The organism is Streptomyces pseudoechinosporeus, from assembly GCF_054783935.1.
In genome coordinates, this window is sequence record NZ_BAAGPS010000050.1 from 231,071 (window position 1) to 250,933 (window position 19,863).

Sequence of the window (19,863 nt, forward strand, 5' to 3'; positions counted from 1 at the left end):
ACGAGCACGGCAAGCACGACGAGAACGGCAAGCACGACTCGCCGCACGGCGGCATGCACACCGGCGGTGGCGCGCTGACCGGCCTCACCGACGCGGGCCACGACAACGGCTCGGAAAGCTACAAGGAGAACGGGGACAAGGGATACGGCAAGGAGGAGTCCTGGAAGGGCGAGTACGACAAGGACTCCCGGAAGGGTGAGCACGACAAGCCCCACGGCGGAGTGCACACCGGCGGCGGCGGGCTCGCCGAACCGTCGGTGACCGCGGGCGGGCTGGCCGTCCTGGCCGCCGCCGGCGCCGGCCTGTACGCGGCGCGCCGCAGGAAGACCGGCGCGAACGTGGCCTGACCCACGCCGTACGACATAGCCGCCGCAGCCGCCACGCGCACACCGTGTGGCGGCCCGGCGGCCCTCTGCGAGGCCCTTCCCTCCCCTGCTGCCGCGTCCTAGTGAGGTGGTCCCGATGGCAGCTCCCCCTCTCCCTCCCCGTCCCCCCTATCCCCCACATCCGCCCTCACCCCCCTCTGTCGACAACTCCCCCTCCGGAGGCGACGCCCCGGCCCAGAACCGATGCCGTACGAGCCTGACCATGGTGTGCGCCGCGGCCCTCATGATCCTGGCAGCCATCCTGTACGGCGGCGGGGACTCGTCCTCCGGCACCTCCCAAAGCTCCCTGCATCCGCCGTCCGCCCAGCAGGCCCCGCCTGCCGAGCCCCGGGCGGAGAGGGACCCGCCCCAGGCGGAGAAGTCGGAGAAGCAGCTGCCGCACTCGCGGCCGACGCGTCTGCTCATCCCGAAGATCTCGGTCGACGCCCCCTTCGTCCCTCTCGCCCTCGGCCGCACGGGGCAGCTCGAAGCCCCGCCCGCCGACAACGTCAACCTCGTCGGCTGGTACGCCGAGGGAGCCTCCCCCGGTGAGGCGGGCACGTCGATCATCGCCGGGCACGTGGACACCCGGACGTCCCCGGCCGTGTTCGCGGGTCTCGGCGAACTGAAGAAGGGCGATGTCTTCCACGTCGCACGGGCCGACGGGCGCAAGGCGTCCTTCGTCGTCGACAGTGCGGAGACCTTCGAGAAGGACGACTTCCCCGACGAGCGGGTGTACGCCGACACCCGCCGGGCCGAGGTCCGGCTCATCACCTGTGCGGGTGACTACGACCGCTCGGCCAGGGACTACACGGAGAACCTGGTGGTCTTCGCCCACCTGATCTGAACCCCGGCAGCGAAGCCCCGGCCGCCTCCGCGCAGTTGGGTGCCGAGGTTCCCCCGTGGCCCATCACCCGCGTAGTCCATACGAATCGCGCGCTTCCGGGGACGGGCACAAGATCGAACCACGCCGAAGTCGCAGTACCGCGACCGACGTCCACCCCTGCCCCGCGAAACGTCCATCCCTGCCCCCCGAAGGAGATAAGCAGGATGACCACCACGTCCGCCCCTGCCTCAGAACCGCCGACACGCCAGGTGTCGCCACGTGTCTCCCAGTCCGTGTTCGACGGCTCCCAGCTTCGAGTCGTCCTGCTGGTGGACGTCCACGACGGAGCCCAGCAGCAATTCCTGGAGGCGTACGAGCAACTGTGCAACCAGGTCGCGTCCGTTCCCGGGCATGTCAGCGACCAGCTGTGCCAGTCGATCGAGAATCCCTCCCAGTGGCTGATCACCAGTGAGTGGGAGAGCGCCCCGCCGTTCCTCGCCTGGGTGAACAGCGAGGAGCACTTCCAGATGGTGCAGCCGCTGCACAGCTGTGTCCGGGACACCAGGTCGCTGCGCTTCCACGTCGTCCGCGAGACCGGCGGCCCGGTGGCGGACGCCACCCCCGCGAAGCGTCATCTCCAGGCCTCGCCCCGGATCGGTGACGGCGTGATCCACCACGCCCTCACCTTCACGGTCAAGCCGGGCAGTGAGGCGGCTGTCGCCCAGATCTTCGCCGACTACGCCGTGCCCGAACCGCGGGTCGACGACACCACCCGGCTGTGCCGTACCTCCCTGTTCATGCACGGCAACCGGGTGGTGCGGGCCATCGAGGTGCGAGGCGACCTGAACGCAGCTCTGCGCCACATCGCCCGGCAGCCCGAGGTACAGGCCGTGGAGGAGGCCATCAACCCCTACCTGGAGTGGGACCGGGACCTGAGCGACCCCGAGTCCGCCCGGGTCTACTTCACGCGGGCCGCGCTGCCCGCCGTACACCATGTGACGGCGGAGCAGGAGGACCCACGGGCGGAGCGGCATGCCCTGTACTACCCGGCGCGGCCCGGTCGCGGCATGCGGCTGGCCGAGCTGCTGGCCCGGCAGGACGAAGCGGCGGCGGGCAGTCCGTACAGCCCCGTTCTGCGCAGCACGATCTTCCAGCGTGACGACGTGGTGGTCCGGCTGATCGACGTACTCGGCGGTCTCGACGCCGCCGACCCGGTGTTGGCCCTCGGCCTCCCGGACTCCGGGCCCGCGGCCGAGCTGACGACGCTCGTGGACAAAGCCGTCGGTGCGGACGCCGGTGCGGATGCTTCCCTCATCCGCCTCCTGGGCCTCGCCCGCATGGAACTCGTCACCGACCGCCGCTCGCCCGAAGCCTGACCCACCCGAAGCCTGACCCGTCCACCACACGGGTCGCGGCGATCACGGCCCTCATGTCGACCGCCCTCATGTCGACACAGCACACGATCGGAGCAACGTCATGACCAAACCCCGTCCCAGAATCGTGGATCTCAACGAGGTTGAGCCCAATACCCGGCGCGGCGGCGATCTGCGCGCCATGCTCACTCCCGCCACGGTCGGCTCCACCAGCGGTTTCATGGGCGTGGCCATCGTGCAGCCCGGCGAGCGCGTCGGTGAGCACTACCACCCGTACTCCGAGGAGTTCGTGTACGTCCTCCGCGGGCAGCTGGAGGTCGACCTGGACGGCGACCCGCACCCGCTGCGGGCCGAGCAGGGGCTCATGATCCCCGCTTACATGCGGCACCGTTTCCGCAACGTCGGCGATGTGGAGGCGCGCGTCGTCTTCCACCTCGGTCCGCTGGCGCCGAGCCCGCCGCTCGGTCACGTCGACACCGAGGGGACCGACGCCGCCGAGGTCCCGTCGGAGGAGACCGGCGCGAGTGAGGGCCGGACGGTCGACCGAAGCAAGGTCGGTTCATGAGCGGGCGCGTGGCGGTCACCGGCATGGGCGTCGTCGCCCCGGGTGGCATCGGTGTACCGGCTTTCTGGGATCTCCTGGCAGGCGGGCGCACCGCGACACGGGGCATCACGTTCTTCGACCCGACAGGGCTGCGTTCGCGGATAGCCGCCGAATGCGACTTCGATCCGGCGGCCCACGGGCTGGACGCGGAGCAGATCGCACGCTCCGACCGGTACATCCAGTTCGCACTGGTCGCCGCGGAGGAAGCGGTACGGAACGCCGGCCTGGACCTCGGCCAGGAGGACCCCTGGCGGGTCGGGGTCTCCCTGGGGACCGCGGTGGGTGGCACCACCCGCCTCGAGCACGACTACGTACTGATCAGCCACCAAGGACAGCGCTGGGACGTGGACCACCGGGAGGCCGGCCCGCATCTGCACCGCGCGTTCTCGCCGAGCACGCTCGCCTCGGCGGTGGCGGAGCGGTTCGAGGCGCGCGGGCCGGTGCAGACCGTCTCCACGGGCTGCACCTCGGGCCTCGACGCGGTCGGCTACGCCTTCCACACCATCGAGGAGGGCCGGGCGGATGTGTGCATAGCCGGCGCCTCGGACTCGCCGATCTCACCGATCACCATGGCCTGCTTCGACGCGATCAAAGCCACGTCCGCGAACAACGACGACCCCGCCCATGCCTCACGTCCCTTCGACGCCAACCGTGACGGCTTCGTCATGGGCGAGGGCAGTGCCGTACTCGTCCTGGAGAAGCTCGAACACGCCCTGGCCCGCGGCGCCCACGTGTACTGCGAGCTCAGCGGCTACGCCACCTTCGGCAACGCCTACCACATGACCGGGCTGACCAAGGAGGGCCTGGAGATGGCCCGCGCGATCGAGGTCGCCCTCGGTCACGCCGGGCTCGACGGCACAGCGATCGACTACGTCAACGCGCACGGCTCGGGCACCCAACAGAACGACCGTCACGAGACCGCCGCGGTGAAACGGGCCCTGGGACAGCACGCCTACGACACCCCCATGAGCTCCATCAAGTCCATGGTGGGCCACTCCCTCGGCGCGATCGGGGCGATCGAACTCGTCGCCTGCGTACTGGCGTTGGCCCACCAGGTGGTACCGCCCACCGCGAACTACGAGACCCCGGACCCCGAGTGCGACCTGGACTACGTCCCCCGCGTCGCTCGCGAGCGGAGACTGAACAACGTGCTCTCCGTGGGCAGCGGGTTCGGCGGCTTCCAGTCCGCGGTGGTCCTGACCCGGCGAGGGGAGAGGACACGATGAGCGAACCGCGTCCACGGCGCGCGGCCGTCACCGGAATCGGTGTGATCGCGCCCAACGGAACCAGCATTGAGTCCTTCTGGAAGTCCACTCAGGAGGGCGTCAGCGTCCTCGACCGGGTCACTCGCGAGGGCTGTGAGCACCTGCCTCTGCGGGTGGCCGGCGAAGTCCGGGGCTTCGAGCCGTCGGAGGCGGTCGAGGAACGCCACCTCGTGCAGACCGACCGGTTCACGCACTTCGCGCTGGCCGCATCCGACCTCGCGCTGGACGACGCCCGCCTCGGCCAGGCCGACACCGGCGACGCGCCGTTCTCCATGGGCGTGGTCACCGCGGCGGGTTCCGGCGGCGGTGAGTTCGGTCAGCGCGAACTCCAGCAATTGTGGGGAAAGGGCAGTCGCTACGTCGGCCCGTACCAGTCCATCGCCTGGTTCTACGCCGCCAGCACCGGCCAGATCTCCATCCGCCGCGGCTTCAAGGGCCCCTGCTCGGTCGTCGCCGCCGACGAGGCCGGCGGTCTGGACGCCCTCGCCCACGCGGCGCGGGCCACGCGGCGCGGCACCGATGTGATCGTGGCCGGCGCGACCGAGGCACCGCTGGCCCCGGCTTCGGTGGTCTGCCAACTCGGCTACCAGGAACTGAGCACGGCTCAGGACCCGGCGCACGCCTACCGCCCGTTCACCGCCGAAGCCTGCGGATTCGTGCCCGCCGAGGGCGGCGCCATGCTCGTCGTGGAGGACGAGCGCTCGGCCCGGGAGCGGGGCGCGACCGTACGGGCCACCGTCGCCGGACACGCGGCCACGTTCACCGGCGCCTCCCGCTGGGCGGAGTCCCGGCAAGGGCTCGCCCGGGCCATCAGCGGTGCGCTGGAGGAAGCCGGTTGCGCCCCGGGGGAGATCGACGTGGTCTTCGCCGACGCCCTCGGCGTACCGGAGGCGGACCGTGCCGAGGCGCTGGCGATCGCCGACGCGCTCGGTGCGCATGGCGGACGCGTACCCGTGACCGCCCCCAAGACCGGTATCGGCCGCGGCTACTGCGCGGCGTCCGTGCTGGACGCCGCGGCGGCCGTGCTCACGATGGAGCACGGCCTGATCCCCCCGACCCCCAACGTCTCCGACATCTGCCATGACCTCGACCTCGTGACCGGCCGGGCCCGTGCCGCCGAGCTGCGCACGGCGCTGGTCCTCAGCCGGGGCCTCATGGGATCGAACTCGGCGCTGGTGCTACGGCACGGCGCCGCCGAGTGAGCCGGAGGAGCGCGCCGGTGTCGAGAGCGCTGGGGGTCCCCCGGACGGAGTCTGGGGGAGCGCGGAGTGCCCGACGAAGGAGGGTCGAGCACGGTCGTGCTCTCGACACCGGCTGTAGCGCTCCGTAGGCGAACAACCGAAAAAAATCGCCTCGTAGCGAGGCGAGGAACATAAGGAGAAGAACCGCATGAGTGAGCAAATCACCGTGGAAGAGCTGTCCGAACTCATGAAGAAGGCGGCCGGAGTCACCGTCGCCCCCAGCGAACTGCAGGAGCGCAGTGACTCCGGCTTCGATGCCCTCGGCATCGACTCGCTCGGTCTGCTCGGCGTCGTGGGCGAGTTGGAGAAGCGGTACGGCACCCCGCTGCCTCCCGACGCGGAGCGCTGCAAGACGCCGCGACAGTTCCTCGACCTCGTCAACGGTGCCCTCGTGGCAGGAGCGTGACATGACCGGACACACCGAGAACGAGATCACCATCGCCGCACCGCTGGACCTGGTCTGGGACATGACCAACGACGTGGCGAACTGGCCACGGCTGTTCAGCGAATACGCCTCCGTCGAGATCCTCTCCCAGGAGGGCAACAGGACCACCTTCCGGCTGACCATGAAGCCCGACGAGAACGGCACCGTGTGGAGCTGGGTCTCGGAGCGGGAGACGGACCGCGACGCGCTCAGCGTGCGCGCCCGCCGCGTCGAGACCGGCCCCTTCGCGTACATGAGCATCCGGTGGCAGTACGAGAAGGTGCCGGAGGGCACCCGGATGGTGTGGACGCAGGACTTCGCGATGAAGCCGGACGCGCCTGTCGACGACGCCTGGATGACAGACAACATCAACAAGAACTCCAAGACCCAGATGGCACTGATCCGGGACCGCATCGAACAGGCCGCCGCTCGGCGCCGTCCCGTGCCGTCCATGACCGACTGAGCCGACGGAGGACAGCTCGATGAGTTCGATGCACCAGACCCTGATCGTCGCCCGGATGGCTCCCGGGTCGGCCCCCGACATCGCCAAGGTGTTTGAGGAGTCCGACCGGGGCGAGCTGCCGCATCTCGTGGGAGTCGCCCGGCGCAGTCTCTTCCAGTTCGGAGAGGTGTACCTGCACCTCATCGAGGCCGAACACGACCCCCGTCCGGCCATCGCCAAGATGGCCGGGCACCCCGAGTTCCGGGGCATCAGCGAGCGGCTGTCGGCGTATGTCGCCGCGTACGACCCCGCGACCTGGCGATCCCCGAAGGACGCGATGGCCCACTGCTTCTACCGCTGGGAGCGGGACTCCACCGCCTGAACCGCACTGCGTACGCCAACGGCCGCCGGGCCCGCGACAGTCAAGTCGCGGGCCCGGCGGCCGTTGGTCCGCGGCATGTCCATCCGGGATGGACCACGTGGATCGTATGGGCGGCGGCCGAGGGGGCGGCCCCGAGCCCCGTCCCGATGACCGCCGCGGTGCATGCCAGGTAGGCGATACGCTGTTTCATCATATTCCGCACGTTATGCACCAATTGATCCTCGACAAGGTCGAATGGTCCGTCTGGCGGCGCGTCCCCACCGCCATTCCTGCTTCTACGCCCACGTGTAACCGTTTTCGCGCCATGGCCGCGTATGCGAGAAGGCGCGCCAACGCGGCGGTCCCACGACCTTGACGCGCACTCGTCACGGTGCTTCCATCGCAGGCGTGTAAACGGTTTAACTCCCCAGCGTTTCCGGCCTTGGAGGTTGTCATGCGCATGAAGTACGGAGTGGCCGTCCTGGCGCTCTGCGCCACACTGGCCGTCGGCCCCACGACCCCGGCCTCACCCAGCGCGACCACGGCCACGGCCGACGCTGCCGCGGAGCCGACGGTGCAGGCCACGCGCATGATGGAGAACCTCGGTCGCGGCGTCGTGGCGGTGCGCTCCAGCAATACCCAAGTCCTGGTCTCCTGGCGGCTGTTGGGACTCGACCCGGAGGGCATCGGCTTCAACGTCTACCGGTCCACCGCCGGCGGCGCGTACACCAAGCTCAACTCGAGTGTCCTGACCGGCGGAACCAACTACGTTGACCCCACAGCCGACTTGACGCGGTCCAACAGCTACCGAGTGGCCCCGGTCGTGGGCGGCCAGGAGCAACCGCCCAGCAGCGCCTTCACGTTGACGGCCAACCACGCCACCGAGCCCGTGGTCCGCGTGCCGTTGCGTTCCGGCGGTCCGGTGAAGTTCACCTGGGTCGGCGACCTCGACGGCGACGGCGAGTACGACTACGTGGTGGACCGGCAGACCTCCCCCCAGAAACTCGAGGCCTACAGCAGCGACGGCGACTTCCTCTGGGAGGTCGACCTGGGGCCCAACAGCCAGAACCAGGACAACATCGAACCGGGGTCGTCCGCGATCGACCTGGGCCACTGGGACGGCGTCACGGTCTACGACTTCGACAGCGACGGCCGCGCGGAAGTCGCCCTGCGGATCGCCGACGGTGTCAGGTTCGGCGACGGAACGACCTGGACGCACGCGGACGACTCACGTCAGTTCATGGCCGTCCTCGACGGCCGGACCGGAGCGCTGCGCAACTGGTCCGCCATACCGACGACTTACCTGGGCGACGGTCCGATGGCCGCGCGTCTCGGGGTGGCGTATCTCAACGGCACGACGCCGAGCCTGGTCGCCTTCATGAAGAACCGGCGCGACGACGGGGCCTTCAACCTGATGATGGGCGCCTGGAGGTTCACCGGCAGTGCGCTGAGGCAGGAGTGGACGTGGCAGCGCGGCAACCAAGACGCGCCCGACGGGCACAACACCCGCGCCATCGACGTCAACGGTGACGGGACGGACGAGGTCGCCGAGATCGGGTTCGTACTGAACGGCAACGGCTCCCTGCGCTACTCGATGGCACCCGAGGGCATCATCCACGGCGACCGCTTCCACATCGCCGACATGGACCCCAGCCGTCCGGGCCTGGAGGGCTACGGCGTACAGCAGGACAACCCGAGCGGCCTCCTCGAGTACTACTACGACGCCGCGAACGGCTCCGTCATCTGGGAGCACAACGGTGGCCCGGCCGACGTCGGACGCGGCATGGCGGGCGACGTCGACCCGCGCTTCCCCGGCATGGAGGTCTGGTCCTTCTCGGGCCTGTACAACGCGCCCGCCAACAGGCTCACCGAACCGAACGCGTCATTGCGCCCCTGGCCGCAGCTGGGCCTGTGGTGGGACGGCGACCTCACCATGGAGCTGCTCAACGACGGCAAGATCGAGAAGTGGGACCCGAACAACCCGACGCCGAGCGGCAGCCTGCCCCGGCTGGTCAGCACCTGGAACTACGGCGCGGTCGACGCCGCCCAGGGCGTACAGCCCACCCTCGTCGGCGACATCCTCGGCGACTGGCGCGAGGAGGCCGTGTACACCAACGCGTCCTACAACGAGCTGATCATCTTCACCACGAACCAGCCGACGAACACCCGGCTGTACACCCTGGCGCACAACCCCGCCTACCGGAACGCCATGACCTTCAAGGGCTACCTCCAGTCCCACCACCCCGACTACTTCCTCGGAGCCGGCATGACCAGGCCGCCCCGGCCGGACATCGCGTACGCCGGACAGTGAGCCACGCGCACAGCGCGAGGTTGCGCATGGCAGAGCCCAGGTCGCCGGGCGAACACCCGGCGACCTGGTCTCTGCCTCGTTCCCGTGCGTTGCCGTGGCCTGGATCACACGGTCCGGATTGAGTGGCGCACCCGGTGGTTGTCCGTATTGGGCTGTGACGGCCCAATGCCGGTGCAAGGATGAAGCCCGCCATGAGTGCTGGACGGAGTGTTCGTACGCTGAGGGCCGCGATGTTCGCGGTCGTCTGCGTACTGTTCGCTGTCCAGGGACACGTGATGACGTCCGGTGTCGCGGTGCCCGGCTGGGCACTGGCCGCCGGAGTCGTCGCGACGGGCGGCATGGCGTGGGGTCTGGCCGACCGGGAACGCGGACTCTTCGCGGTCGGTTCTCTCACGGTCGCCACCCAAGTGGTCCTCCACGCGGTGTTCTCGCTCGCGCAGGCGGTCGTACGACCGGAATCGGCGTCGCTCGCGCAGCGGTGGGTGCGCTCCCTGCTGTGCACGCCGCCGGGAAGCGGTACGCACCCCGACGGCGCGGCGACGACCGCACACTCCATGGGCCACGGCATGGCAGGCATGTCCTCGATGGACGCCTCAGCCTCCACGGCCCACGCGGGGCATCTCATGGACGGCATGTCCCCCACCGGCATGCTCGCCGCCCACCTGGCCGCCGCCCTGCTGTGCGGCCTGTGGCTCGCCCACGGTGAGCGCGCCGCCTTCCGTATCCTGCGGGTTCTCGCCGGCTGGCTCGTCGCGCCGCTGCGCCTGCCGCTCCAGCTGCCCACCCCGCCGTACCGCCCGCGCGTCCGCGCTCTCCGGGACGGCTCGGGTCACGCGTTGCGGCAGCTCCTCCTCGTATACGCGATCACTTCTCGGGGTCCGCCTGCCCGGCCCGCTGTCCTCTGACGACAGCCGGAGTCAACAGTCACCGGAACCGCCGAGCTATCTGCTCCGGCCTGGTTCCCGGACCCCGAGAAGGACACAGGTGTTCACTCCTGCCCTGCATAGCTCACCCTGCCCGCAAGACGAGTCGATAACCTCCTGGGCGCTCGCCGCCCGCGGCGGTGACCTGGACGCCGTCGAGAAGTTCGTCCGCGCCCTCCACCGGGACGTCAGCCGCTACGTGACGTACCTCGGCGCCGATCCGCAAGCGGCCGACGACCTGACCCAGGACACCTTCCTGCGGGCCCTCGGCAGCCTGCACCGTTTCGAAGGCCGTTCCTCGGCGCGCAGTTGGCTGCTGTCCATCGCGCGCCGCGCGGTCATCGACAACATCCGGTACGCCTCCGCCCGGCCCCGGCTGTCGGACCGGGACAACTGGCAGTCGGCCGCCGAACGCGCCCAGCCGCGCGGCCTGCCCGGCTTCGACGAAGGCATCGCCCTCGCGGAACTGCTGGCCGCACTGCCCGACGACCGCCGCGAGGCCTTCGTACTGACCCAGATGCTGGGCCTGCCGTACGAGGAGGCAGCGCGGGCCGGCGGCTGCCCGGTCGGCACGGTGCGCTCACGCGTGGCCCGCGCCCGCAACTCACTGATCGAGTCCCTGTACGAGGCCGAAGGCCACGGGCCGCCGGCCGCGGTGGCTGCCTGATATCCCGTACGACCCTGTACGCCCCGTATGTCGCTGCCGCCCGGCTCATGGGCCGGGCGGCAGCACCCCGGAAAACCCGAACTCAGCCCCTACACATCGACCATCGGTACGAGGAGTCCCTGTGCATCACCCGGCCCTTGCCCTTGCCCGCAGCCTGCGCCGTGTTGGCGCCCTCGGCGCCCTCACGGCAGCCGCGTTCGCGGTCGCCGTCGCCACCGCGGGACCGGCCGCCGCCCACGCGGACGTCGAGGCGGAGGGCGCCCGGGCCCTCGACCAGAACGTGGCGCTGAACTTCTCCGCGGAGTCGGAGTCCGGCTCGGCCGGCATCACCAAGCTGGAGGTGGTCCTGCCCAAGGGCATAGCCCCCGGCGACATCACCTACAAGGAAGGCCCGGACGGCTGGAAACTCGCCCTCACCAACCGGGGTTACACCGTCTCCGGACCGAAGCTCGCCGTCGGTGAGGACGCCGAATACGTCGTCACCGTACGGCAGTTGCCCGACGCCGAGTCGCTGGTCTTCAAGACCGTGCAGAGCTACAGCGACGGCCAGGTGGACCGCTGGATCGAACTGGACGACAGCAGCAGCGGAGACGGCCATGGCCACGGTCACCCCGCACCCCGCCTGGACCTGGAACCCGCCGCCCCCGGCGCCAAGCCCGTGAGCCCCACCCCCACCGAGGAGCCCACGACGGCGGCCCCCTCGTCCGACACCGCCGCGAACGAGCCGAAGACCGGCACGTCGGCACCGGCGGCGGAGCCCGCGGCGAACAGCGCGGAGGGCGACGACGGCATGCCCATCGCCGTACCCGTCGGCATCGCCGCGTCCGTCCTCGTACTCGGCGGCGGCGCGTGGTGGCTCCGCAGCCGCCGAAGCGGATCCGCCTGAGAACCGTGGCCCCGTAGAGGGCCGGAGCCGGTGAGCGTCAGGGACCCACCGGCTCCGGTGCTGACAGGCCGCAGACTGCGGCCGGGTCCGACCTGCTGTGTTCCTCAGGCGGAGGGCGCTCCGGTCAGGACTTCCACCTGACCGGTGTCGAGCGAGTAGTACGCGCTGACCACCGCCAGGTCGCCCTTCTTCACCAGCGGGCCGAGGTCCTTGTTGGTCCGCAGGTCGGCGGAGGTCTGCTTGATGTGGACGCGGGTCATGGCCTCGACCGGGTCGGTGTGCTTCTCCTTGGCGATCACGTCGTACGCCGGGCGCAGGGCCTCGGCGATCGACTGGAGGTTGCCGGGCAGCGGCTTGCCGTCCTTCAGCGCCTTGTGCGCTGCCTTGACCGCGCCGCAGCGCTGGTGCCCCAGCACGACGATCAGCGGGGTTCCGGAGGTCATCGGCCCGTACTCGACGGAACCGGTGACCACGTCGCCGACCACCTGCCCGCCGGTACGCATCACGAACAGGTCCCCGAGCCCGGTGTCGAACAGCAGCTCCGGCGGCACACGCGAGTCGATGCAGGACAGGACCACACCGAAGGGATCCTGCTCCTCGGCGACGAACTGACGCCGGCGGGGATCCCGGTCGGGGTGCTGGAGCTTCCCGTTCACCCAGCGCTCGTTGCCCTCCATCAGTCGCGCGAACGCCGCCCAGGGCGAGTCCGGGCGCTCGCCCGCCGCCGGTGACGGTGTCGAGGGGTTCTTCTCCGCCGCCCCCGCGGCCGACGCTGTCTTCTCCGTCGTCGCGCTGTCCGTCTTCGACGAACAGCCGGTGAGGAGGGCCGCCGCGGTGGCGGCCAGCCCTCCGGTGAGAATGGCCCTGCGCTGTGGTCGCACTGCACTGCCCATGTGTGTTTCTCCTTCCAGCCTTGTGCGGGTACGCCACTCTGGCGGGCCGTCGGTTAGCGTCCGTACAGCTCTCATGCAGGCCGGAAGAAGCACTCGTCCAATTCGCCCGGCGTGACATCAGGTGACGCTGGGTAACCCGTGCCGGGCAGGGTCGAGACAGGGCGATCAGCATCACCCGTACGGGCGGCGCGGCTCAGAAGGGTCAGTACGCCGCCCGGAGTTGGCGGAGCGTGCGTCAGACGAGCAGATCGTCCACGTGTGCTTCGCCCTCGCGGTATCTGCGCGCGATCTCCGCACTGCAGTCGTCGGCCGTCCGCTGCAGCTGCCGACGGCGGCGCGAGACCTGCTGCTCGTACCGTACGAGCCGCCCCATCGCGGTGTTCAGCTCCAGATCCGTACGGGCCTCGAGGTCGGACAGCTCCACATCCGCGAGCATGTCCGCGGCCAGCCGCCGGAACTCCTCGCTGCGCGGGGTGCCGAGCGTGACATGCCGGGCCGAGGAGCGCTGCTGTGCGGGCGCGTCCGTCAGGATCTCCGACAGCCGCGCCACGACGGACGGGATGGACGAGTCGGAGGATGCTTCCTCGGCGAGCGGTGCCTCAGAGGACGAGCGGGCGGGATCGGCCCGTCGCCCGAGTTCCGCACGCAGGATGTCGATCCGCCCCTGGAGCAGTCGCCGTACATAGCTGAGGTCCGCCTCGTCCCGCTGGGCGCCGCGCCGCATCGTCCGCAGCTCGGGCAGCCGCAGCCCGGACAGATCGCGCTCGACCGGCGGACTGTCCGTCCGTTGCACCGGCGGACGGACCCCCACCGGAGGCGCCGTAATCGGATGGCCCGTAGCCGAATGTGCTGCTCCCCCAGCCCCCGCGACCGCAGGCGGTGACTGCCCCATACCCGACGTGCTCATGCTGCTCATATGCCTCAACCGTCCCCTCGACCGGCGTGTGGATGCATCGTGCCACCCCCGCAAGCTGCTATGAGCCGGAGTGCACCCGATACGCCCCAGATGGAGGCTTAAGGAGTGATAAGAAGACCCTCTACAGGGGTCAAGCCGATGCACGGCATGATGGTCCGTATGCGTGCGGTGGTGCAGAGGGTTGACGGCGCGAGTGTGGTCGTCGACGGCGAGACGGTCGGTGAGATCAACGGCGAGGGATTGTGCGTCCTGGTGGGCGTCACCCACGAGGACACCAAGGAGAAGGCGGCCCAACTGGCCCGCAAACTCTGGTCGATCCGGATGCTGGACGACGAGAAGTCGTGCAGCGACATCGACGCGCCGCTGCTCGTCATCAGCCAGTTCACGCTCTACGGCGACGCCCGCAAGGGCCGCCGCCCCACCTGGAACGCCGCCGCCCCCGGCGACATCGCCGAGCCCCTCGTGGACGAGGTCGTCGCCCAGCTCCGTTCCCTGGGCGCGACGGTGGCGACGGGCCGCTTCGGCGCCAAGATGCGCGTATCGCTGACGAACGACGGCCCGTTCACGGTCCTGCTGGAGATGTGACGCCCCGCGAGGGGCCCGGCGGCGCCCTACGGTGCGGTATCGCGCCCACTTGAGGGGCCGCAGGCCCCGATAGGGGCGCGGGGCTGTATCGATGTGCGGCTCCGCCGCGGTGGGGGTCCCCCCGCTCGAGCGAATTCGAGAGTGGGGGAGCGACCAGCCACATCGAACCCGCAGATTCGAACCGTATAACCCAGCGGAGCGCTTACGCCTCGACCACGGCCTCCTGCGACGCAGCCGTCGCGTCGGCCATCAGCGGTGCGTCGAGCGGCACGTTCCGCTTCACCAGGGCCAGGGCGATCGGGCCGAGCTCGTGATGGCGTACGGACGTCGTGATGAAACCGATCTTGCGCCCGTCCGGGCCCTCCTCCGCGAGCCGGATCTCGGTACCGTGCGGCGGCAGGTGCACCTCGCTGCCATCAAGGTGGAGGAAGACCAGCCGCCGCGGCGGCTTGCCCAGGTTCTGGACGCGGGCGACGGTCTCCTGACCCCGGTAGCAGCCCTTCTGCAGATGCACCGCCGAGCCGATCCAGCCCAGCTCGTGCGGAATGGTCCGGTGGTCGGTCTCGAAGCCGAGCCGCGGCCGGTGCTGCTCGACGCGCAGCGCCTCGTACGCCAGGATCCCGGCGACCGGCCCGCTCTTCGCCGCGTACGACTCCAGATCGCTGCGAGGCAGGAACAGATCACGCCCGTACGACATCTCCCGTACGACGACGCCCTGAGGCACCTCGGCGATGGAACCGGCCGGCAGATGCACGACCGCGAACTCGCTTGTCCGGTCCGCGACTTCGACCCGGTAGAAGAACTTCATCGACTCCAGGTACGCGATCAGCGCGTCCTGGGTGCCGGGCTCCACGTGGGCCCAGGTGGTCGTCCCGTCGTCGACGAGATACAGCGCATGCTCGATATGGCCGTGCGCGGAAAGGATCAGCGCCTCGGTGGCATGGCCGGGCGGGAGGTCGGAGACGTGCTGGGTGAGCAGCAGGTGCAGCCAGCTGAGCCGGTCCTCGCCGGAGACGGTGACGACGCCGCGGTGCGAGAGGTCGACGAAACCCGTGCCGTCGGCGAGGGCACGCTGTTCGCGGAACAGGTCGCCGTAGTGCGCGGCGACGCCTTCGTCCACACCCTCGGCGGGCACGGCACCGGGCAAGGACAGCAGGGGGCTCTTCATGGGCATACACCCTACGACCGAGTAGTTGCGTGTTTTATTTCCTGTTCGCGCTCTTGCCCGAGCAGTCCTTGCACCGGCCGAAGATCGCGAAGTGCTTCATATCGGTGTCGAACCCGAAGCTCTCCCGCAGCTTCGCCGTGAACTCGGCGGCGACCGACACATCCGCCTCGATCACGTTCCGGCAGTCCCGGCACACCAGGTGGAGATGGTGATGACGGTCCGCGAGATGGTACGTGGGCGCGCCATGCCCGAGGTGGGCGTGCGAGACCAGCCCGAGCTCCTCCAGAAGCTCCAAGGTCCGGTACACGGTGGAGATGTTGACCCCCGACGCCGTCTTCCTCACTTCCACGAGGATGTCGTCGGGCGTCGCATGCTCCAGCGTGTCCACAGCTTCGAGCACAAGCTGCCGCTGCGGCGTCAGCCGATACCCGCGCTGCCGCAGATCACTCTTCCAGTCAGTGCCTTCGGCACTGCTTCCGGTGCTGCTCTGAGTGCTCACCACACTGGAAAGTCTAGGACTACTTGAAGAAGGCGATCCCGTCGTCCGGCATGTCGTCCGGGAGGGCCTTGGCCCAGCGTTCGACGTCCTCCGGGGACACGACCTTCTTGAGCTGGGCGGACATGTAGGGGCGGAGCGGCACCTCGGGGGTCTGCTTCTCGCCGACCCACATGAGGTCGCTCTTGACGTAGCCGTACAGCCGCTTGCCGCCGCTGTACGGGCCCGAGGCCGCCGTACGCGCGACCGCGTCCGTCGCCAGGTCGATCTGCGGCTTCTTGTCGGCCAGCTCGCCGTACCAGACCTCGACGACGCCGTCGTCTCGGACCATCACGACCTCGACCTTGCGGTCGGCGTCGATACGCCAGTAGCCGGACTCGGTCTCCAGCGGCTTCACCTTGTTGCCCTCGGAGTCCAGGACCCAGGTGCGCGAGTGGTACTCGAGGAAGTCCCGCCCGTCGTGGCTGAAGCTGACTTCCTGGCCGAAGTTGCACTTCTCGGCACCGGGGAAGTCATGGACACCCGCGCCGGTCCAGTTGCCGAGCAGGAAGGCCAGGGGGACCAGGTCCTTGTGGAGGTCGGACGGGATCTCGATCATGATCAGCTCAGAAGTCTCGTACGTGGGTGATGGGGGGCGTCCGTGACGGCGCTCAGCGCTGGCCCTGGTACAGCTTCTTCACGGTCAGCCCGGCGAAGGCGAGGACGCCGACGCAGACCAGCACGAGCAGAGCTTCGAAGAAGATCGTAAGCACGGGGTGCTCCTTGGATGAGCGAGGTTGGGCGGTGGGGCCGTACACAGAGCCGGGCTCCAGCTTACGCGGCCATGGTCCGGCGCTCTGTGCGAGGTGCCGCGACTAGGCTTCACCCCATGGCGAAGAAGCTCGTGATCAAGGTGACGGCCGGGGCGGACGCTCCCGAGCGGTGCTCGCAGGCGTTCACGGTGGCGGCGGTCGCCGTGGCCAGCGGGGTGGACGTCTCGCTCTGGCTGACCGGTGAGTCGGCGTGGTTCGCACTGCCGGGCAAGGCCGCCGAGTTCGAGCTGCCGCACGCGGCTCCACTCCCCGATCTGCTCGAGTCGGTACTGGCCGGCGGCCGTCTCACACTGTGCACCCAGTGTGCGGCCCGCCGGGACATCACGGAGAAGGACGTGATCGAGGGCGTACGGATCGCCGGGGCGCAGGTCTTCGTGCAGGAGGCGCTGGCGGAGGAGACGCAGGCGCTCGTCTACTGAGACGCCTCATGCGCAAGTTCTAGCGCCGGCGCCTCCTGCCGTCCAGCTCGTCCCACCACTCGTCGGACTTCGGGTCCCCGGAGGGGGCGTCCCACCAGCGGTCGTCCGGGCCGCGCCGGTTGGCCACCATGGCCGCGAGGGGCGGAATCACCATCGCCACGACGCACATCCCGATGGCCACGGGCATCGACCAGAGCCGCACGACTCCCCAGGCGAGGACGAAGAGGCCGATGCACGTGCCCATCATCGCGAAGTAGGCGTGACGCCGTCGTGCGTACATGCCTCCAGCGTAGGTCCGGAGATCCCGGGATCCCCCGAGGTCCGGGCAAGCCGAAGGGCCGCACCCCGTGAATAACAGGTGGCGTCCAACCCCCTGGGGTGCGGCCCTTCAGCCGTTCATACGGCGCGTGCCGTCAGACCGTTCAAACGGCGATCAGACGGCGATCGCGACCTCGGCCAGCCCGCCCGTCTGGGCGACGACCGTGCGGTCCGCCGTGCCGCCCGGGACGAGGGCGCGTACGGTCCACGTGCCCTCGGCCGCGTAGAAACGGAACTGTCCCGTCGCCGAGGTCGGGACCTCGGCCGTGAACTCGCCGGTCGAGTCCAGCAGACGGACATAGCCGACCACGGGCTCGCCGTCCTTGGTCACCTGGCCCTGGATGGTGGTCTCACCGGGCTTGATCGTCGAGGCGTCGGGGCCGCCGGCCTTCGCTCCACACATGTGCTGCTCCTACGTAGTTGAAGATCGGGGCTTACTTGGCGGCGCCGAGCTCGATCGGCACGCCGACGAGGGAGCCGTACTCGGTCCAGGAACCGTCGTAGTTCTTGACGTTCTCGACGCCGAGCAGCTCGTGCAGGACGAACCAGGTCAGGGCCGAGCGCTCACCGATGCGGCAGTACGCGATGGTGTCCTTCGCCAGGTCGACCTGCTCCTCCTGGTAGAGGGCCTTTAGCTGGTCGTCCGACTTGAAGGTGCCGTCGTCGTTGGCGTTCTTGGACCACGGGATGTTGCGGGCGCTCGGCACATGGCCGGGGCGCTGCGACTGCTCCTGCGGCAGGTGAGCCGGGGCGAGCAGCTTGCCGCTGAACTCGTCGGGCGAGCGGACGTCGACCAGGTTCTGCGCACCGATCGCGGCGACGACGTCGTCACGGAACGCGCGGATCGAGGTGTCCTGCGGCTTGGCCTTGTACTCGGTCTTCGGGCGGTTCGGCACCTGGGAGCCGTCGACCAGGTCGCGGGAGTCCAGCTCCCACTTCTTGCGGCCGCCGTCGAGGAGCTTGACGTTCTCGTGGCCGTAGAGCTTGAAGTACCAGTAGGCGTACGAGGCGAACCAGTTGTTGTTGCCGCCGTAGAGAACGACCGTGGTGTCGTTGGCGATGCCCTTCTCCGACAGGAGCTTCTCGAAGCCCTCCTGGTCGATGAAGTCACGGCGGACCGGGTCCTGGAGGTCCTTGGTCCAGTCGATGCGGATCGCGTTCTTGATGTGGTTCTTGTCGTACGCGGACGTGTCCTCGTCCACCTCGACGACGGCCACACTCGGGTCATCCAGGTGCTCCTGGACCCAGTCCGCGTCAACCAGGACGTCGCTGCGGCTCATTCTGTTTCTCCTCCGGGGCAGTTGCGGCGGGGCGGTACGTCGATGAGTGGGTGCGGTACGCGCAGGACAGCGGGGCGTACGTGGCGCACGGGGGTGGCCCTGACCTGGTGAGCGCGTCAAAGGGCCCGGGGATCGCGGAAGTCGGCGCTTCCGCTCAGAAGGTGCGACAGAGCATGGCGGCGACACGGCACAGGTCTACTGCCCGCCGCTTCGTCAGATCCGCCTGCTGTCGCTTCATGGGGTCGATCGTAGGGAGGGTGGGGGTGGCATGTCACCGGCGTGTCGAATGATGAGACGCGATTGTCCGCGATGCGGGATGATGGAGCGGCAGCAGTCGTGTTCGTACGGCTGTTGCGGGCTCGTCGCCTTCATCGCATCTGCTTCGCGGACGGGGGCGTCTCGCCTTTCGGACAGCGCCCCCTCGGCCGAAGACTGCACTCGCCCTGCCGTACTACCCGACGAGCGAGACGTCCGAACCCCGAACCGTGATGTCGACGCCGTTCGGTGCCGCCTCGACCTTGTCGAGCTTGATGCCGCCGGGGAGGCCGTCGATGCGCTGCTGGAAGTCGGTGACCGTGCGGGCCTTGTCCTCGGCGAGCTGGACGCCGAGGTCGGGGAGCGCGTCGGCGCGGGCCCTGACGGTGTCGCCCTCGACGCTGACCGTGCTCAGTACGGAGACCGGCTCGGGGAGCTTGGTGCCGAGTACGGTGGCTTCGACCTCGACCTTGATCTTGCCGTTGCCGCCGTCGGAGAGGCCGACGACCTCGGCGGTGACTCCGCTCGCGAGCTGTACGGGTTCGGACTTGGCGGCCTTGAGGAGTTCGTCGTACGAGATCGTGGCCGTGCCGGTGGCCGAGGCGGCGGTGGCGGAGCTGTAGTTGCCGGAGAAGGCGACGCCGCGCATCTGAGCGGTGAGGTCGTCGATACGGATCTTGTCGGGGCCGGTGTTCTGCGCGGTGCCGCCGGTGTCCGCCTCGAGGTTCTGGATGCCGACCTCGACCTCGTCGAGTTCGCCGCCGACCACCTGGGTGAGGAAGGGGAAGCCCTTGATCGACACGCTGGGTGTGCTGGCCAGGCCCTCGCTGGTCCGCAGCTTGTCCGCCGCCTCGTCCTCGGCGAAGCCGACGGCTACGCGGTCGGCGATGACGAAGAGCCCGCCCAGGATGACGGTGACGATCAGAAGTATTCGCAGTGCGCGCATGTCTTGGTGTTCCCCCACCTCGGCATCGACGGCCTCCGGTGGCCGTCGAGCGAGAGTAACCCTGGCGAGGGGTTGGCTGTGGTGGTT

At 69.4% G+C, this 19,863-nt stretch carries 25 protein-coding genes; 15 read left to right on the plus strand and 10 right to left on the minus strand.

Going from position 1 to position 19,863, the window contains the following annotated elements:
* From ACYVO6_RS35165 to ACYVO6_RS35225, 13 genes are all read left to right on the plus strand, one after another.
* On the plus strand, window positions 1-347 hold a 347-nt coding region (locus ACYVO6_RS35165), incomplete at its 5' end, for a hypothetical protein (RefSeq protein ID WP_461068426.1).
* Window positions 348-588: 241 nt separating this feature from the next.
* Window positions 589-1,212: a class F sortase gene (locus ACYVO6_RS35170; RefSeq protein WP_461068428.1), complete on the plus strand. Its 624-nt coding sequence runs from the start codon at window positions 589-591 to the stop codon at window positions 1,210-1,212.
* A 203-nt stretch (window positions 1,213-1,415) separates the two neighbouring features.
* Window positions 1,416-2,567 carry a SchA/CurD-like domain-containing protein gene (locus ACYVO6_RS35175; RefSeq protein ID WP_461068430.1) on the plus strand — a complete coding sequence of 384 codons (1,152 nt, stop codon included), beginning with the start codon at window positions 1,416-1,418 and terminating at the stop codon, window positions 2,565-2,567.
* Between the two features lie 100 nt (window positions 2,568-2,667).
* A complete protein-coding gene (locus ACYVO6_RS35180) occupies window positions 2,668-3,129 on the plus strand; it encodes a cupin domain-containing protein (RefSeq protein WP_461068432.1) in 462 nt (153 codons plus the stop codon).
* Window positions 3,126-4,394: a beta-ketoacyl-[acyl-carrier-protein] synthase family protein gene (locus ACYVO6_RS35185; protein WP_461068434.1), complete on the plus strand. Its 1,269-nt coding sequence runs from the start codon at window positions 3,126-3,128 to the stop codon at window positions 4,392-4,394. The genes ACYVO6_RS35180 and ACYVO6_RS35185 overlap by 4 nt, the downstream gene beginning before the upstream one ends.
* A complete protein-coding gene (locus ACYVO6_RS35190) occupies window positions 4,391-5,635 on the plus strand; it encodes a ketosynthase chain-length factor (RefSeq protein ID WP_461068436.1) in 1,245 nt (414 codons plus the stop codon). Before ACYVO6_RS35185 ends, ACYVO6_RS35190 begins: the two co-directional genes overlap by 4 nt.
* Window positions 5,636-5,822: 187 nt before the next feature.
* Window positions 5,823-6,080, plus strand: coding sequence for an acyl carrier protein (locus ACYVO6_RS35195; RefSeq protein ID WP_461068438.1), 258 nt, complete (start codon window positions 5,823-5,825; stop codon window positions 6,078-6,080).
* Between the two features lies 1 nt (window position 6,081).
* On the plus strand, window positions 6,082-6,561 hold the full coding sequence (locus tag ACYVO6_RS35200; protein WP_461068440.1) for an SRPBCC family protein: 480 nt from the start codon (window positions 6,082-6,084) through the stop codon (window positions 6,559-6,561).
* A 28-nt stretch (window positions 6,562-6,589) separates the two neighbouring features.
* On the plus strand, window positions 6,590-6,922 hold the full coding sequence (locus ACYVO6_RS35205; protein ID WP_461068604.1) for a TcmI family type II polyketide cyclase: 333 nt from the start codon (window positions 6,590-6,592) through the stop codon (window positions 6,920-6,922).
* A 433-nt stretch (window positions 6,923-7,355) separates the two neighbouring features.
* A complete protein-coding gene (locus tag ACYVO6_RS35210; RefSeq protein ID WP_461068442.1) occupies window positions 7,356-9,212 on the plus strand; it encodes a rhamnogalacturonan lyase family protein in 1,857 nt (618 codons plus the stop codon).
* Window positions 9,213-9,403: 191 nt separating this feature from the next.
* Window positions 9,404-10,117 carry a hypothetical protein gene (locus ACYVO6_RS35215; RefSeq protein ID WP_461068444.1) on the plus strand — a complete coding sequence of 238 codons (714 nt, stop codon included), beginning with the start codon at window positions 9,404-9,406 and terminating at the stop codon, window positions 10,115-10,117.
* A gap of 79 nt (window positions 10,118-10,196) precedes the next feature.
* A complete protein-coding gene (locus ACYVO6_RS35220) occupies window positions 10,197-10,802 on the plus strand; it encodes a sigma-70 family RNA polymerase sigma factor (protein WP_461068446.1) in 606 nt (201 codons plus the stop codon).
* Window positions 10,803-10,923: 121 nt separating this feature from the next.
* On the plus strand, window positions 10,924-11,688 hold the full coding sequence (locus ACYVO6_RS35225) for a DUF1775 domain-containing protein (RefSeq protein ID WP_461068448.1): 765 nt from the start codon (window positions 10,924-10,926) through the stop codon (window positions 11,686-11,688).
* Between the two features lie 104 nt (window positions 11,689-11,792).
* Here ACYVO6_RS35225 and ACYVO6_RS35230 read toward each other — a convergent pair whose 3' ends face one another.
* Window positions 11,793-12,581: a carbonic anhydrase gene (locus ACYVO6_RS35230; protein ID WP_461068450.1), complete on the minus strand. Its 789-nt coding sequence runs from the start codon at window positions 12,579-12,581 to the stop codon at window positions 11,793-11,795.
* A 235-nt stretch (window positions 12,582-12,816) separates the two neighbouring features.
* The gene (locus tag ACYVO6_RS35235; protein WP_461068606.1) at window positions 12,817-13,488 is read right to left on the minus strand and encodes an RsiG family protein; all 672 of its coding nucleotides are present in this window, start codon (window positions 13,486-13,488) and stop codon (window positions 12,817-12,819) included.
* A gap of 168 nt (window positions 13,489-13,656) precedes the next feature.
* On the opposite strand from ACYVO6_RS35235, the gene dtd reads away from it, so the two are divergent.
* Window positions 13,657-14,082, plus strand: a complete 426-nt coding sequence (gene dtd / locus ACYVO6_RS35240) for a D-aminoacyl-tRNA deacylase (protein ID WP_461068608.1) — start codon at window positions 13,657-13,659, stop codon at window positions 14,080-14,082.
* A gap of 202 nt (window positions 14,083-14,284) precedes the next feature.
* On the opposite strand, the gene ygfZ is transcribed toward dtd, so the two are convergent.
* The 3 genes from ygfZ to ACYVO6_RS35255 are packed head-to-tail and all read right to left on the minus strand — an operon-like array spanning window position 14,285 to window position 16,344.
* On the minus strand, window positions 14,285-15,250 hold the full coding sequence (ygfZ, locus tag ACYVO6_RS35245; protein ID WP_461068452.1) for a CAF17-like 4Fe-4S cluster assembly/insertion protein YgfZ: 966 nt from the start codon (window positions 15,248-15,250) through the stop codon (window positions 14,285-14,287).
* 34 nt (window positions 15,251-15,284) lie between these two features.
* On the minus strand, window positions 15,285-15,752 hold the full coding sequence (locus ACYVO6_RS35250; RefSeq protein WP_461068454.1) for a Fur family transcriptional regulator: 468 nt from the start codon (window positions 15,750-15,752) through the stop codon (window positions 15,285-15,287).
* 16 nt (window positions 15,753-15,768) lie between these two features.
* Complete coding sequence (locus tag ACYVO6_RS35255) at window positions 15,769-16,344, minus strand: heme-binding beta-barrel domain-containing protein (RefSeq protein WP_461068456.1); 576 nt, start codon at window positions 16,342-16,344, stop codon at window positions 15,769-15,771.
* Window positions 16,345-16,614: 270 nt separating this feature from the next.
* On the opposite strand from ACYVO6_RS35255, the gene ACYVO6_RS35260 reads away from it, so the two are divergent.
* Window positions 16,615-16,977: a DsrE family protein gene (locus ACYVO6_RS35260; protein ID WP_461068458.1), complete on the plus strand. Its 363-nt coding sequence runs from the start codon at window positions 16,615-16,617 to the stop codon at window positions 16,975-16,977.
* 19 nt (window positions 16,978-16,996) lie between these two features.
* Here ACYVO6_RS35260 and ACYVO6_RS35265 read toward each other — a convergent pair whose 3' ends face one another.
* The 5 genes from ACYVO6_RS35265 to ACYVO6_RS35285 all read right to left on the minus strand — a co-directional run bounded on the left by ACYVO6_RS35265 (window position 16,997) and on the right by ACYVO6_RS35285 (window position 19,776).
* A complete protein-coding gene (locus tag ACYVO6_RS35265) occupies window positions 16,997-17,257 on the minus strand; it encodes a DUF3099 domain-containing protein (RefSeq protein ID WP_461068460.1) in 261 nt (86 codons plus the stop codon).
* Window positions 17,258-17,410: 153 nt separating this feature from the next.
* Window positions 17,411-17,698, minus strand: coding sequence for a DUF1416 domain-containing protein (locus ACYVO6_RS35270; protein ID WP_033324392.1), 288 nt, complete (start codon window positions 17,696-17,698; stop codon window positions 17,411-17,413).
* A 31-nt stretch (window positions 17,699-17,729) separates the two neighbouring features.
* Complete coding sequence (locus ACYVO6_RS35275) at window positions 17,730-18,575, minus strand: sulfurtransferase (RefSeq protein ID WP_461068463.1); 846 nt, start codon at window positions 18,573-18,575, stop codon at window positions 17,730-17,732.
* A 154-nt stretch (window positions 18,576-18,729) separates the two neighbouring features.
* On the minus strand, window positions 18,730-18,813 hold the full coding sequence (locus tag ACYVO6_RS35280) for a putative leader peptide (protein WP_352376456.1): 84 nt from the start codon (window positions 18,811-18,813) through the stop codon (window positions 18,730-18,732).
* 213 nt (window positions 18,814-19,026) lie between these two features.
* The gene (locus ACYVO6_RS35285; RefSeq protein WP_461068465.1) at window positions 19,027-19,776 is read right to left on the minus strand and encodes an LmeA family phospholipid-binding protein; all 750 of its coding nucleotides are present in this window, start codon (window positions 19,774-19,776) and stop codon (window positions 19,027-19,029) included.
* Window positions 19,777-19,863: the final 87 nt, after the last annotated feature.